The following is a 15057-nucleotide window of genomic DNA, read 5'->3' as shown; positions in this document are numbered from 1 at the left end:
CCAGTATGGAAGCACTTTTCATTTTTATCGCAAAAGCAAGCGGATTAATTACTTTGTTTTATTTTGCTTACTATTTTTTACTCCGCAAAGAAACCTTTTTTAATAGCAGCCGATGGTTTTTATTAGCAGGACTTTTAACTTCGGTTATCCTACCATTTGTAATCTATACAAAAGTTATCTGGATAGATCCATCTCCTGTTGCTTACGAACCGGTTTCTTATGTTCCTATTGCAAATCATAATTATATTCCTTCTCACACTTCTCAGATTGCTGAAGAAGAACCTTTTGAAATAAACTGGAATTTAGTTTCCCTTGCTGTTTATACACTTGGATTTGCTGCCTTTATGATAAAATTCGGAATTGATTTCTATAGTCTAAATTCCGTTTTAAAAGGAAAGAAAATTGAGCAGCAGGAAGATTTTAAGTTTGTAGATGTAAATGAAAATATTGCGCCTTTTTCGTATTTCGATTATATCGTTTACAATTCATCGCTTTACAGTGAGGCAGAATTACAAAGTATTCTCGAACATGAAAAAGTGCACAGCGATCAGTATCATACTGTAGATGTAATTATTTCAAGGATTTTTTGTATTCTTTTTTGGTTCAATCCAATTATCTGGCTGTACAAAAAAGCCATTTTACAAAACCTAGAATTCATTGCCGACAATGAGGCTTCAAAAAAAATATCAGACAAAAAAGCGTATCAGTATACTCTTTTAAAAATAACAACACACGAAACTTGTGTTGCAATCACCAATCACTTTTATCAATCATTAATCAAAAAACGAATTTTTATGCTTAACAAAAATCAATCAAAAAAATGGCATTACTGGAAATACTATGCCATCATTCCAGCCCTAGGAGCATTTGTATTATTATTTCAAATTAAAACTATTGCACAGGAGAAAAAACGAGCACAAGAAAACGAAATTACCGTATCTAAAAATCAAGATTCGGAAATCTTTAAAATCACCAAATCAACAACAGATCAAGAATTAAAAGACTTAACTGCAAAACTTAAAACCGACCATAATATTGATATCAAGATTTCTGATGTTAAAAGAAATAGCAAAAACGAAATTACAGGTATTAGAATCAGAATGGTTAAAGAAAATGGCAAAATACAGATTATAGAAATGAACAGTTCTGATGCTATAAAAGACTGCAGTGTTGTTTTAAATACCGATGATGAAGGAAATAAAGACATTAGTTTAATTACTGAAGGTCAAACTGAACATCCTTTAGTTACAAGAAATAATGTCGTAATAAAAGATTTTAATGAAAATGATGCCGATCCTGTTGTAGGAAATTCTGCTGTAGCACCTGTTGCACCAGCGGCTCCCGTAGCGCCGGTATTTCCAGCTGAACCTATGCCTCCTCTTCCAGCAATCGATATGTCAAAAATGCCACGACCACCTGCAGCTCCTACAAATCCTAAAGACAAAGTTGCAATGGCAAAGTTTGAAAAAGAAATGGCCGAGTTTGAGAAAAAAATGGAATCATTCGAACCAGATTTATCTAATTACGAAAAGCAAATTGATGCTATCATGGCAGAACGCAGTGCTATTTTCGAAAAACAAATGGAGCAGTACGAAGTTGCAATGGAAAAGTTCAATAGCAACATGGAAAAATTCAATATTGACATGAAGTTTAAGTATGGAAATGATTCTAAAGAGTACGAAAACGGCATCAAGCAATATGAAAAAGACATGAAGCAATATGAGTTTGACATGAAACAGCATGAAAAAGCAATGCAGCAGCACGCTAAAGATATGAAACAAAGAGAAAAAGATATGAAGCAGCGTGAAAAAGACATGAAACAGCGTGAAAAAGATTTAAAAGCCTGGGAAAAAGAAAACAGAAAAGCTTAATACTTTTTACATTTTATATACTTGAAAAAGACTTTGCTAAACGCAAAGTCTTTTTTTTATATCTTTGAAAAAACAAATCTACTATGTTTAAAATATTAGCCAAACTAAACAAAATTCTTCTGCCTAGTTTTACTAAACAAGGTTTAGATATTTCTAAAGCCAAAAAATGGCAGATGGCTATAATTGGCTATCGTGCTTACGTTACAAAGCGTGCCCTAGGCAATTAAAAAATACATCCTTCATTATCACTTAACCGAAAATAAATTTCCTATTTTTTGGTGTTATTATTTTTATGAAAATTAGAGAATTCAACCTCCCTCCTGTTCCAGCGGTATTATTAGCAATTATAAGCGTACAATGTGGCGCTGCTATTGCAAAAACACTTTTCCCTGTTATTGGAGCAGCGGGAACAGCATCACTTCGTATTGGAATTTCAGCTTTAATTTTATTACTGGCTTACAGACCAAATTTTAAAAATATAACCAGAGCACAATGGAAAATTGTAATTCCTTATGGTGTATCATTGGGAGCCATGAATTTAGTGTTTTACTTCGCTATTGAAAGAATCCCTATAGGATTGGCTGTTACTTTAGAATTTGTTGGACCATTATTATTAGCTATTATAGGTTCAAAACGTTTGATAGACTATTGCTGGGTTTTATTAGCAGCCATCGGAATTTTATTTATAGCTCCCTGGACAAATGATCGCTTAGATTCTCTTGGCGTTTTATTTGCTCTTCTAGCAGGTGCTTTTTGGGCAGGTTATATAGTTTTGGGTGGTAAAATTTCTAAAATAATGAATAGCGGTTACGCAGTTTCTACCGGAATGTTATTTGCTGCCATTTTAGTGCTTCCTTTTGGATTTTTAGAAAATGGATTTGTTAATCTTACTCCTAAATTCTTCGGAATGGGAATTGCTTTGGCGCTTTTATCAAGTGCAATTCCATTTACTTTAGAAATGAAAGCTTTAGGACAGCTTCCTCCACGAACTTTCAGTATTCTAATGAGTTTAGAGCCAGCGGCAGCTTCAATTTGTGGTTTTATCTTTTTACAGGAAAATTTAAACTTATACGAAATTTTCGCTGTAATCTGTGTAATTATTGCATCGGCAGGAAGTACTCTGACAGCGAAAAAATAAATTTTAAATAATAAAAGCTCTGCATTCACAGAGCTTTTATTTATTCAAGAATTCGTATTTCAATTAGCTTTTTGGCAATAACACTGTGTCAATTACATGAATTACTCCATTTGACTGGTTTACATCGGCAATTGTAACTTTTGATTTGTTACCATTTTCATCGCTGATGTACAAATCTTTACCTTTCATCCAAGCTGTTAATGTACCACCGCTTACTGTTTTTATAGAAGCTTTTCCTTTACCATCTTTAATTGCTTTAGCAATATCAGCCGCATTCCATTTTCCAGAAACAACATGATAGGTTAAGATTGTTTGAAGTTTCTTTTTGTTCTCAGGTTTTAAAAGTGTTTCAACAGTTCCTTTTGGTAATTTATCAAAAGCTGCATTTGTTGGAGCAAAAACCGTAAATGGTCCTTTTCCTTTTAAAGTCTCTACTAAATCTGCCGCTTTTACAGCCGCTACCAAAGTGGTATGATCTTTTGAATTAACTGCATTTTCAATAATATTTTTGTTAGGATACATGGCAGCTCCTCCTACCATAACTGTTTTTTGAGCATTCGATGTAAATGCAAATCCTAAAGCCAAAACTGCCGCTGCTAAAAATTTTCTAGTTTTCATAATGTATATTTTAAGTTATAAGCACATTTACGCAGATAAATTTGTTTTGGTTTTAAGAATAATCAAAAAATAATTAAAAAAATCGCAAACTAGTGAAGAAGCCAGCAAAATTAAGCTTTGAAATATTTCACCTTTTTTACAAAAAACTTAAAAAATAGTAAATATTATTCTTATATTGTTACTAAATTCAGAACCAAAAACCACTTATCATGAAAAATCTACCCAAAAAAATCCGAAGTAAAAAATTAAGTTCTAGAGTCGATTTAACCGCAATGGTCAGCGTTTCTTTCCTGCTGATTATATTTTTCATGGTTGTTGGCGAATTATCGAAGCCTAAAACTCTCGCTCTAAATTTACCAGATCAAGATCCAATATGTGATGAATCTATAATAAGTTGTTATAAAACCGACCGTTTTTATACTGTACTATTAGGAGAAAATGATAAAATAATAACATATACGGGAATCTTGAATTATCCTATTAAGAAAACAAATGAGACCAATTATAGTAAAAATGGATTTAGAAATGAATTAAACATTGTCAATAAAAAAATTCTTGAATATTCAGCTGCTATAGGAAAACCAAATCGAGGCGCAATTGTTTTTATAAAACCATCCAGCAAAAGTAATTATGGAAATTTAGTTAATATTTTAGAAGAGATGAGACTGGCTAATATTGAATCTTATGCTATTGTAGATGAATTTACACCTGAAGAATCAAAATTACTGGCCTCTAATTAGTAAATAGAAAGCTAACAATTAAATCTATTTTTTATGCAAAATCTACCAAAAAAAGTTCGAAGTAAAAAACTAAACTCAAGAGTTGATTTAACCGCTATGGTTAGTGTTTCATTTCTATTGATTATATTTTTTATGATTGCAACTGAATTGAGAAAACCGAAAGTTATGGATTTAACCCTTCCATATTATGATCCAAAATGGGATCATATTATTAGTTGCGGAGTTGGATCAGATGATCGTTTAATTACAGTTATATTAGATGACAATAACAAAATAGTAACATATTCAGGTCTTTTATTTGATCCTTTTGAAAAACCAAAACAAATCAGTTATGGCAAAAATGGAATACGCAAAGAACTCTTTAATAAAAAGAAGAGAATCTTAGAATATTCGACAGCAATGGGAAGATCTAATCGGGGGCCAATTGTAATTATTAAACCAAGTAAAAAAAGTAATTTCAAAAATTTGATAGATATTCTCGATGAAATGACAATTACTGGAATTGATACTTATGCGATTGTTAACGAATTTACTCCCGAAGAGTCAAGATTATTAGCTTTAAATTAAAAAAATATCATTTTCAAATCGTTCTCAATTATCTCGGACTGACAGAAACAAAAAATAACCTGAAACTTTAAACCTGAAACAAATAATATAAAAACAAAAAAAAGTCCCACAGTAATGTGGGACTTTCTATTTATAAAAAGCTAAGAATTATTTTTTCTCAGTTTTTTCCATTTTAGCTTTTAAAGCAGCTAATACATCATTGTTGTCACCTAAAGTCGCAGCTGGTGCGTTAGTAGATGCAGATGCAGTAGTTTCAGCAGCAGCTTTCACGTTTTTCTCTTCTTCTTCTCTGAAGATAGCAGTGTGAGAAGCAACAACTCTTTTGAATTCTTTGTTGAATTCGATTACTTTGAAATCAGCTGTATCACCTTTTTTCAATTTCTTTCCGTCTTCTTTTTCAAGGTGACGAGTTGGAATGAAAGCAACGATATCATCTCCGAATTCTACAGTAGCTCCTTTGTCAACGATTTCAGAAATTTCACCGTTGTGGATAGTTCCTACAGCGAAAGAATCTTCGTATTGATCCCAAGGATTAGCAGTAGTTTGTTTGTGACCTAAAGATAATTTACGTCCTTCAACATCTAATTCTAATACAACAACATCAAGTTTTTCACCAACGTTTACAAACTCAGATGGGTGTTTAATTTTCTTAGTCCAAGATAAGTCAGAGATGTAGATTAATCCATCAATTCCTTCTTCTAATTCTACGAAAATACCAAAGTTTGTGAAGTTTCTAACGATACCTGTGTGTTTAGAACCTACTGGGTATTTAGAAGTAATGTCAGTCCATGGATCTTGAGTTAATTGTTTGATACCTAATGACATCTTACGATCTTCTCTGTCAAGAGTTAAGATAACTGCTTCAACAACATCTCCAACTTTCACGAAGTCCTGAGCAGAACGTAAGTGAGTTGACCATGACATTTCAGAAACGTGGATTAAACCTTCAACACCTTCAGCAACTTCGATAAATGCACCGTAATCAGCGATTACAACTACTTTACCTTTCACTTTATCACCAACAGTTAAGTTAGCATCTAAAGCATCCCATGGGTGAGCGTTTAATTGTTTCAATCCTAATTGAATTCTTGTTTTCTCATCATCGAAATCAAGGATTACAACGTTTAATTTTTGGTCTAATTCAAGAACTTCACTTGGGTGGTTGATTCTGCTCCAAGAAAGGTCAGTAATGTGAATTAATCCGTCAACACCACCTAAGTCAATGAACACACCATAAGAAGTAATGTTTTTAACAACACCTTCTAGTACTTGTCCTTTTTGTAATTGACCGATGATCTCTTTTTTCTGTACTTCAATATCAGCCTCGATAAGAGCTTTATGAGATACAACAACGTTTTTGAATTCGTGGTTGATTTTTACCACTTTGAATTCCATCATTTTGTTTACATATACATCGTAGTCTCTAATTGGCTTAACGTCAATTTGAGATCCAGGTAAGAACGCTTCGATTCCGAATACGTCAACAATCATACCTCCTTTAGTTCTGCATTTAACAAAACCGTTAACGATTTCTCCAGTTTCATTTGCTGCAATAACTCTATCCCAAGATTTGATAGTACGTGCTTTTCTGTGAGATAATACTAATTGACCTGTTTTATCCTCACGGATGTCAATTAATACTTCTACTTTGTCACCTACTTTTAAATTTGGGTTGTAACGAAATTCGTTTAAAGAAATAACACCTTCAGATTTAGCATTGATATCAACGATAACGTCTCTATCTGTAATTCTAACTACAACTCCTTCAACTACTTCTTCTTGATCTGTAGCGATGAAAGTTTTTGATACTAGTTCTTCAAACTCTTGCAAGTTTTTCTCATCTACTGCATCGATTCCTTCTTGGAAGTTGTGCCAGTTAAAATTTGCTAAAAACTCTTCTTGTGATTTTGTTTGTTCAGACATGCTGATAAAAAAATTTGTATTCTGTTTTTCTCGAGTTCCTCTATGCGATAGAAAATACAGAAGTTGTTTTACATAAATGGTTGATACCTAAAGGAAACTCTTCTCTGCCAAAAGGTCTGCAAAATTACTACATTTTTTTGTAATTACAAATAGATAAGCAACTTATTATTTATCCAGCAATATTTTTGAGAGTTCATTATTAACAGCTATATATTCTACAATCTGATTACTATCAAATTTAATATTGCCTTTATTGTCTAATTTTGAAGTCTTATTATCTATCGATAAATAGTTCTTTCCTGATTTTGATTTATAGAGTGTAAACACACTGTGGCTATCCGTTTCGCTGTTAACATCTTTACTTAATAAATCAAAATTATCACGATTGCCTGCTAGTATATCTGTAATTATCTGCTGTTGATTTTCAATGTAACTAAACGCAGGCAGGGTAATTTCTTCGTACCATGAATTGGTAGATTCTGAAAAAGGTTTTTGCGCCTCTAAATAAGGTAGAAATGCAGAAATTGCTGCTACAATAACAAATTCTATTGCCCAAATCACCCAAAGAAATGTTCCGCTAACTGTCGCTCCACGAATACCCCATGTACCATATTGATTAACCTGACCTATATATTCGAAAACAAAATCTGGTCGAAATATCAATGAGAAGACTTGTAAAAACTGAATATTGCTTACTGTAATTCCTATTCTATTTGAACCGTAACTTTCGCCTGCATTCATTACTAGATCTATCCAGATTGCCCAATGAAAATACAATGCTAAAAAAGCTCCTGCTAATCCAATGATACAACCTAAAAGCGGATTCCTAACTTTTCCTTTTTTAATCACAAATACAGAAATCACAAATCCTACAAGAAATCCAAAACCTATTGTAATAAAAAAGTTAATGTATATAAAAGGAATATACCAAATGCAATAGGCATATATTAACCCTAATATTGGAAATGCTATAGCAGTAGCTAATAAAAAATATAAAATAAAAATTAACGAAAACCTTCCTGATGGTTTGTAATACTTGTCCATAAAATAGTTATGATTTAATTATCTGCATTTTAATCTTCAAAAGTTGAAAGCTGAAAAAAATTCCTTAAAAATTTCCCATTAAACAAAATGCAAGAATAATACTACTTTTTGAACTTGCAAAATTGAGTTACTATTAATTAACAAAACCGAAATTTAGCTTCTCAATTTCAAAATTTTCTTTTTTTATTTAATCTTTAATTTTATATCAAAATGCTTGTAACTGTTTAGAATCCTTATTTATTTGACTCCAAAGTTCTTATTTTAAAAATTTACCATTTTCAAAATATAATTGTAAAGAAGGAAAAACACCAAATGAATATTTATTGCCTATATCAATTAAATGCTTTTGAGGATTTCGAGGTTACAGGTTCAAATGGTGGAAGATTTGTTCTGTGGTTATTCATACGTGGATAAAAACACTAAAATATTCAAAAAATTGTAATCATAAAAAATCCTATTTTGAAAACTGAAAATAGGATTTAAATATATTATAAAAAGAATCATTAATGACTCAAATTCTCAATTTCTTTTGGATCGTGTTTGTGTTTAAATAGAACAGCAAAAGCAATTGCAATCACCAAGGCATAAACTGCAAATGACAACCAGATCGTATGCCAGTCTTTCATTAAAACCGGATTTGTAAAAGTACCTTCAGGAGAAATTGAATTTCCCTGACTTTTTACAAATTCAACCATTTTTTCGTTAGTGGCATCCGTTTGTAAGAAACCTGCCAATTCTGTGGTGTTTGTAAATGATTTTGTAAAGAAACGATCAATTGCCCAGCCAGAAGTTAAACTTCCCAGAACAGCTCCTACTCCATTTGTCATCATCATAAATAATCCTTGAGCTGATGAACGGATTTTAGAATCGGTATTACTTTCTACGAATAATGAACCTGAAATATTAAAGAAGTCAAATGCCATTCCGTAAACAATACAAGATAAGATAATCATCCATAAGCCGTTTACAGGATCTCCGAAAGCAAATAATCCGAAGCGTAAAACCCAAGCCAGCATACTAATCAGCATTACTTGTTTGATTCCGAAACGTCTTAAGAAAAACGGAATTGCCAAAATAAATAATGTTTCAGAAACTTGCGAAATCGACATAATAATAGTAGAATACTTAATTACAAAAGAATCTGCATATTTAGGAAAATGTTTGAATTCATCTAAAAATACATCTCCATAAGCATTTGTCAATTGAAGTGCTCCTCCTAAAAACATAGAAAAAACAAAAAACAATGCCATTTTATAGTTTGTAAATAACTTGAAAGATTCCAAACCAAAAGTTTCTGTCCAAGTTGCATTTTCTTTAATCAAACGCTGTGGCTCGCATTTTGGTAAAGTAAAAGCGTAAATTCCGAGAATTAAAGCGCCTATTCCAGCGATATAAAATTGATATTCACTTGCTTTACTGCCGCTCAAATTGGTAATCCACATAGCCACAATAAAACCAATTGTTCCCCATACACGAATAGGTGGAAAATCTTTTACTATATTTTTGTTATTTAATTTTAATGACGTGTACGAAATAGAATTACTCAAAGCAATTGTGGGCATATAACAGCACATCGCTAAGAGCATTACTGCAATAAAAGTATCTGGTGTTGCTACTTGTGCGATTCCAAATAAAACGGAAGCGTATAAAATATGAAGGATTCCATAGAGCTTTTCAGCATTTACCCATCTGTCTGCGATGATACCTGTAAGCGTTGGCATAAAAAGAGAAGCAATTCCCATAGTTCCGAAAACCAGTCCAAATTGAGTTCCTTCCCAGTTTTTTGTGCCAAACCAATAATTTCCAATTGTTATAAGCCAGGCTCCCCAAACAAAAAATTGCAGAAAGCTCATTAATATCAATCTGTTTTTAATCCCCATATGATAAATTTGTCTTTTAAGTAAAAATGAAGTGGTAAAACTACCATTTAAAATGAAATCTACAAAAAATTACGTTGTTTTAACAACATCATTTACCAATTCCAAGACAGCCGTAAATTGCTCTTCTTTATTTAAGTAAGAATTATCAATCTCAATAGCATCTTCGGCAATTACTAAAGGTGAATCTTCACGGCTTGTATCGAGATTATCTCTTTCTACAACATTTTGTAAAACTTCTTCATACGTAACATTATCTCCTTTTTGCTGTAATTCGTCAAAACGTCTTTGTGCACGGGTTTCTGCACTGGCAGTCATAAATATTTTAAGTTCGGCATTTGGAAAAACTACGGTTCCTATATCTCTGCCATCCATTACAATTGCTTTGTTTTTTCCCATTTCCTGCTGCTGCTCAACTAATTTTGAACGAACTTCAGAAACAGCGGCTACCTTACTCACAAAACTTGAAACTTCAATAGTTCTAATTTGTTTTTCAACATTTTCGCCATTTAAATACATCTCTGCAAAACCTAAATCAGCATTAAATTTAAATTCTAATTGAATTTTTGGTAAATTCTGGATTAAAGCATTTTTATCAAAAAAATCGGGTCCTATTAAATTATGCTGCATAGCAAAATAAGCCACCGCGCGGTACATGGCACCAGTGTCTACATATACATATTCAAGTTCTTTTGCTAATTGTTTTGCCAATGTACTTTTACCAGTTGATGAAAAGCCGTCGATAGCAATTGTGATCTTTTTCAATTGTTTAATTTTAAATTTTTACTCTTTAGTTTATTCTTCTGCAAAAGCATAATGAGACTATGCAAATGTAGCCATCTTTCTTTTTAAATTGAATACTGGATACTATTAAACTTTTTCTTATAGACATTATCTTAAAGATCAATTTAAGCAAAAAAACCTTCTATAATCATATATCATACGATCATAAAAGGTTTTATTTTTATAATATCTTTTCAGAATTAAATATTTAGTAATAAATATCCAATATAATTTTCGATTTAGAGCCGTCAATTATCTTTTCAATTCTTTTAAAAAACTGCTCATTTACCATCGGGCAGCCATGACTATTACTTATGTAATAATCTTGTTCGCCATAAGGTACAGCAGAATAATAATGTAGTACGATTGCTCTTTTTAAAGCATTATTATTGGTTTCATCTAGTCCATTAAGTTTGTATGCTTTCCCAAATATTCCTTTATAACATTTCTCGATGGTATATTTACCTAAAGCGGTACAGTTTGAATTGGGAGTATTACTAAATTTAAGTATTCCCTTCACTCCTGTTTCAGATCCTGAACCGTGAGCCACAAGCCCTTGATCGATAACTTCATTTTTTTGAAGATCGTAAACAAAAAATCGGTTTTTTCCTGAAGGTACTCTCATATCTACCAAAAAAGCAATTTTGGTATTGTATTTATGATCGGTATCGATCATATTTTTAATATCGTCTATTCTGCTGTTGATTCTTTCGATTTCTACGCTTGTAATAGATTCTTTATTGAAGTAGTGTTTTGAACCCGTAAAAACGCCTACTGTCATAAACAAAAACAAACCAAGTGTTTTCATATAGGCTATTGAAAATTTAAAATTAAACCAAAAAGACTTGTATTGCCTGCTAATGTATATCTGGAATATGAATAATTAAATTTTAATTTATTCATTCGCAATCCAAATCCTAATGATATTCCTGAAAAATTGCGTTGTTCTTCCACGCGTAATTCCTCTCCTCTCCTGAAGTTGTATCCTAAACGCAGATTGACTGCTTTCTGGGGAAATAATTCAACCCCAAAAACAACATGTCGTAATGCGTTATTTACAAAAGAGACTTTTTCACTGCTAGTTGATCCATCAATATTGGTTTCTCCGCGTACGGGATTAGAAAAAGATATATTCCATTGCTGTAAATTCTCTAGCGTAAGATGCCAGCGAATAGGAACATGCTCTAATTCTTGCGAAGCTCCAGCAGTTATCTCAAAGGGCAAATTCTCCTGTATTCCTGCGTACGTTCTAAATTGCGTACCTATGTTTCTGATTACCAGAGCCAAATTTACGTTATTTTTTTCAATTACATATAAAAAACCTAAATCAATCGCAGCACCAAATGAATTATAACTTTCTAAGGTTGAAGTTATTAACTTTACATTAGCACCAATATGAAGATCTGTAAAAGGCACATTATAAGCATAGCCCAGCGATAGTGCGCCTTCACTTCCTGTAAAATCCGAAGTTTTCTGTCCGTTTTCATCATAACCTTCAAATGATCCGTAGTTTACATAGTTTATACCTGCGTAAAAAGTCTGTACATGTCGGTCGTAAGTATATGCATAAGAAGCTGTTCCATAAGAAGCTTCGCCATAATAGTTTCCATAATTTAGACCTAGATGATTGTCCATATCTTCATTTAACGCTGCCGGATTTGACATTGCCTGGTTGACATCTTCATCGTAAATGGTGATTGTTTTTCCACCCAAAGCTGCTTGACGTGGATTGGTGGTAAGATTAAGAAATTGATACGTGTAACGCCCACCAATCTGCCCGAACGAAGCCGAACAAACTGATATCAGTAAAAATAAAACATAGTGTTTTAACATTCTCTTAGTGGCGTTCCTATGTGGGAATAACGCAAATACAAATATAAAATTATATACCTGAAAAAATAATTTTAATACTACGCTTTGAATTATATCCAAATAGCAAGTTAAGAGTCACAAACCATAACTATATACTCATAAAAAAATCCAAACCCCATTGAATTGGAATTTGGATTTTAAAGTATTTTAAGTTTGAAATTATTTTAGCACTTTAGCATTTTTTACATTTTGATCTGTAAGTGCAATTCCTAATACTTCGCTCATTTCTTTTACATAATGAAAAGAAAGACCTTCTAAATATTCTGCTTTAATTTCGTCAATATCACTTTTATTTTCGTGGCATAGGATGATTTCTTTTATACCAGCTCTTTTGGCTGCTAAGATTTTCTCTTTAATACCGCCAACTGGAAGTACTTTTCCTCGAAGTGTAATTTCTCCGGTCATGGCCAAGTTTTTCTTCACTTTCTTTTGTGTCAATAATGAAACTAAAGAAGTAAGCATTGCAATACCAGCACTTGGTCCGTCTTTTGGAGTTGCCCCTTCTGGAACGTGCAGGTGAATGTTGTATTTCTGAAATAATTCTATTGATAAACCTAACTTTTTAGCATTTGCTTTTATGTATTCAAGTGCAATTGTAGCCGATTCTTTCATTACATTCCCAAGGTTTCCAGTAAGCGTTAAAGCTCCTTTTCCTTCAGAAATTAATGATTCAATAAATAAAATATCTCCTCCAACACTTGTCCAAGCCAAACCTGTAACGACTCCGGCAACATCGTTGTTTTCGTATTTGTCACGTTCTAATCTTGGAACGCCTAAAACTTTTACAATATCTTCATCAGTTACTTTTTTATTGTACTCCTCTTCCATTGCTACAGCTTTTGCAGCGTTACGAATTACTTGAGCAATTTTAGTTTCTAGATTACGAACACCAGATTCACGAGTATAGCCTTCCACAATTTTTTCTAATTGTTTTTTTCCAATGGTTAAATCTTTAGCAGTTAAACCGTGTGCTTCCAATTGTTTTGGGAAAAGGTGTCTTTTTGCAATTTCAACTTTTTCTTCAATTGTATAACCTGACATTTTGATTACTTCCATTCTGTCACGCAAAGCAGGCTGAATCGCTGCCATATTGTTTGAAGTCGCAATAAACATTACTTTCGATAAATCGTATCCCATTTCAAGGAAATTATCATAAAAAGCATTGTTTTGTTCCGGATCTAAAACTTCAAGTAAAGCAGAAGAAGGATCTCCACTGTGTCCGCTTGATAATTTATCAATCTCATCCAGAATAAATACAGGATTTGATGTTCCTGCTTTTTTCAAACTCTGAATGATTCTTCCCGGCATGGCGCCAATATAGGTTTTTCTGTGTCCGCGAATCTCAGCTTCATCACGTAAACCGCCTAATGAAATTCGAACATATTCGCGGCCTAACGCTTCTGCCACAGAACGTCCAATAGAAGTTTTACCAACTCCCGGAGGTCCAGTTAAACATATAATTGGGGATTTCATGTCATTTCGCAATTTTAAAACTGCTAAATGTTCGATCATTCTTTTCTTAACTTCGTCAAGTCCAAAATGATCTTTATCTAATATTTTCTGAGCATGTTTCAAATCGAATTTATCTTTAGAATATTCGCCCCAAGGCAATTCTAAAAATAACTCTAAATAGTTACGCTGAATTCCAAAATCAGGTGACTGTGGATTCATACGACGCATTTTTGACAATTCTTTTTCGAAATGTTTCTGCGTTTTTTCGTCCCATTTTTTGGTTTTGGCTTTTAAGCCCATTTCGTCCATTTCTTCTTCCTGCGAAACGCCTCCCAATTCTTCCTGAATGGTTTTCATTTGCTGGTGAAGGAAATATTCTCTTTGCTGCTGATCTAAATCAAAACGAACTTTTGACTGAATATCGTTCTTCAATTCTAATTTTTGAAGTTCAACATTCATATAACGTAAGGTTTCCAAAGCACGTTCCTTTAAACCATTTATCGATAAAAGACCTTGTTTTTCTTTTACAGATAAATTCATATTTGAAGAAACAAAATTGATTAAAAACGACTGGCTTTCAATGTTTTTAATAGCAAAAGTTGCTTCTGATGGAATATTTGGACTTTCCTTGATAATTTGAATGGCTAATTCTTTAACTGAATCTAAAATAGCAGTAAATTCACTGTCGTTTTCTTCTGGACGTGTTTCTCCTACTTCTTTTATATGTGCAGTCATATAAGGTTCTTCCGAAACTACTTCATCAATTTCGAAACGTTTTTTTCCTTGTAGAATGACAGTTACATTTCCATCGGGCATTTTCAAAACACGCAGAATTCTTGCAACTGTTCCTATCGTATGAATATCGTCTTTTGACGGATCTTCATCTTCTTCGTTAATCTGGGAAACAACACCAATGATTTTTCCGCCTGCATTGGCATCATTGATTAATTTAATAGATTTGTCTCTTCCGGCAGAAATGGGAATAACCACACCCGGAAACAATACTGTATTTCGTAAAGGTAAAATTGGCAGAGAAACAGGAAGTTCTTCATTATTCATTTCTTCCTCGTCTTCAGGAGTCAATAACGGAATTAATTCTGCTTCCGAATCGAATTCTTGAAGTGACAGATTGTCAATAGTAAGTATTTTATGATTTGACATAATAGTATATA

At 32.7% G+C, this 15057-nt stretch carries 13 protein-coding genes; 5 read left to right on the top strand and 8 right to left on the bottom strand.

What is annotated here, in order from left to right; genetic code table 11:
- Nucleotides 1-5: 5 nt before the first annotated feature.
- The 3 genes from P2W75_RS07940 to P2W75_RS07930 all read left to right on the top strand — a co-directional run bounded on the left by P2W75_RS07940 (nt 6) and on the right by P2W75_RS07930 (nt 3009).
- Nucleotides 6-1871, top strand: coding sequence for a M56 family metallopeptidase (locus P2W75_RS07940; RefSeq protein ID WP_276379943.1), 1866 nt, complete (start codon nt 6-8; stop codon nt 1869-1871).
- An 83-nt stretch (nt 1872-1954) separates the two neighbouring features.
- Nucleotides 1955-2098, top strand: a complete 144-nt coding sequence (locus tag P2W75_RS07935; RefSeq protein WP_276379942.1) for an SsrA-binding protein — start codon at nt 1955-1957, stop codon at nt 2096-2098.
- A 65-nt stretch (nt 2099-2163) separates the two neighbouring features.
- Nucleotides 2164-3009 (top strand): DMT family transporter, encoded by an 846-nt coding sequence (locus tag P2W75_RS07930; protein ID WP_276379940.1) that lies wholly within the window; start codon nt 2164-2166, stop codon nt 3007-3009.
- 63 nt (nt 3010-3072) lie between these two features.
- On the opposite strand, the gene P2W75_RS07925 is transcribed toward P2W75_RS07930, so the two are convergent.
- Nucleotides 3073-3627: a fasciclin domain-containing protein gene (locus tag P2W75_RS07925; protein ID WP_207296177.1), complete on the bottom strand. Its 555-nt coding sequence runs from the start codon at nt 3625-3627 to the stop codon at nt 3073-3075.
- A 209-nt stretch (nt 3628-3836) separates the two neighbouring features.
- On the opposite strand from P2W75_RS07925, the gene P2W75_RS07920 reads away from it, so the two are divergent.
- Nucleotides 3837-4367 carry a biopolymer transporter ExbD gene (locus P2W75_RS07920; protein ID WP_276379938.1) on the top strand — a complete coding sequence of 177 codons (531 nt, stop codon included), beginning with the start codon at nt 3837-3839 and terminating at the stop codon, nt 4365-4367.
- Between the two features lie 33 nt (nt 4368-4400).
- Entirely contained in the window at nt 4401-4934 is a 534-nt protein-coding gene (locus P2W75_RS07915; protein WP_276379937.1) for a biopolymer transporter ExbD, read from the top strand.
- Between the two features lie 147 nt (nt 4935-5081).
- Here P2W75_RS07915 and rpsA read toward each other — a convergent pair whose 3' ends face one another.
- From rpsA to lon, 7 genes are all read right to left on the bottom strand, one after another.
- Nucleotides 5082-6857 carry a 30S ribosomal protein S1 gene (rpsA, locus tag P2W75_RS07910; protein ID WP_012024823.1) on the bottom strand — a complete coding sequence of 592 codons (1776 nt, stop codon included), beginning with the start codon at nt 6855-6857 and terminating at the stop codon, nt 5082-5084.
- Nucleotides 6858-7022: 165 nt separating this feature from the next.
- The gene (locus P2W75_RS07905; RefSeq protein ID WP_276379930.1) at nt 7023-7901 is read right to left on the bottom strand and encodes a hypothetical protein; all 879 of its coding nucleotides are present in this window, start codon (nt 7899-7901) and stop codon (nt 7023-7025) included.
- 503 nt (nt 7902-8404) lie between these two features.
- A complete protein-coding gene (locus tag P2W75_RS07900) occupies nt 8405-9781 on the bottom strand; it encodes a nucleoside permease (protein ID WP_276379929.1) in 1377 nt (458 codons plus the stop codon).
- A gap of 69 nt (nt 9782-9850) precedes the next feature.
- On the bottom strand, nt 9851-10543 hold the full coding sequence (gene cmk / locus P2W75_RS07895) for a (d)CMP kinase (protein WP_276379928.1): 693 nt from the start codon (nt 10541-10543) through the stop codon (nt 9851-9853).
- 226 nt (nt 10544-10769) lie between these two features.
- Complete coding sequence (locus tag P2W75_RS07890; RefSeq protein WP_276379927.1) at nt 10770-11369, bottom strand: murein L,D-transpeptidase catalytic domain-containing protein; 600 nt, start codon at nt 11367-11369, stop codon at nt 10770-10772.
- Nucleotides 11370-11374: 5 nt separating this feature from the next.
- Nucleotides 11375-12394: a type IX secretion system protein PorQ gene (porQ, locus tag P2W75_RS07885; RefSeq protein ID WP_207296170.1), complete on the bottom strand. Its 1020-nt coding sequence runs from the start codon at nt 12392-12394 to the stop codon at nt 11375-11377.
- A gap of 198 nt (nt 12395-12592) precedes the next feature.
- Nucleotides 12593-15046 carry an endopeptidase La gene (gene lon / locus P2W75_RS07880; RefSeq protein ID WP_276379926.1) on the bottom strand — a complete coding sequence of 818 codons (2454 nt, stop codon included), beginning with the start codon at nt 15044-15046 and terminating at the stop codon, nt 12593-12595.
- Nucleotides 15047-15057: the final 11 nt, after the last annotated feature.

This window comes from Flavobacterium sp. H4147, assembly GCF_029360735.1.
Classification (GTDB): Bacteria; Bacteroidota; Bacteroidia; order Flavobacteriales; family Flavobacteriaceae; genus Flavobacterium; species Flavobacterium endoglycinae.
This window is presented reverse-complemented; position numbering and strand designations above follow the sequence as displayed.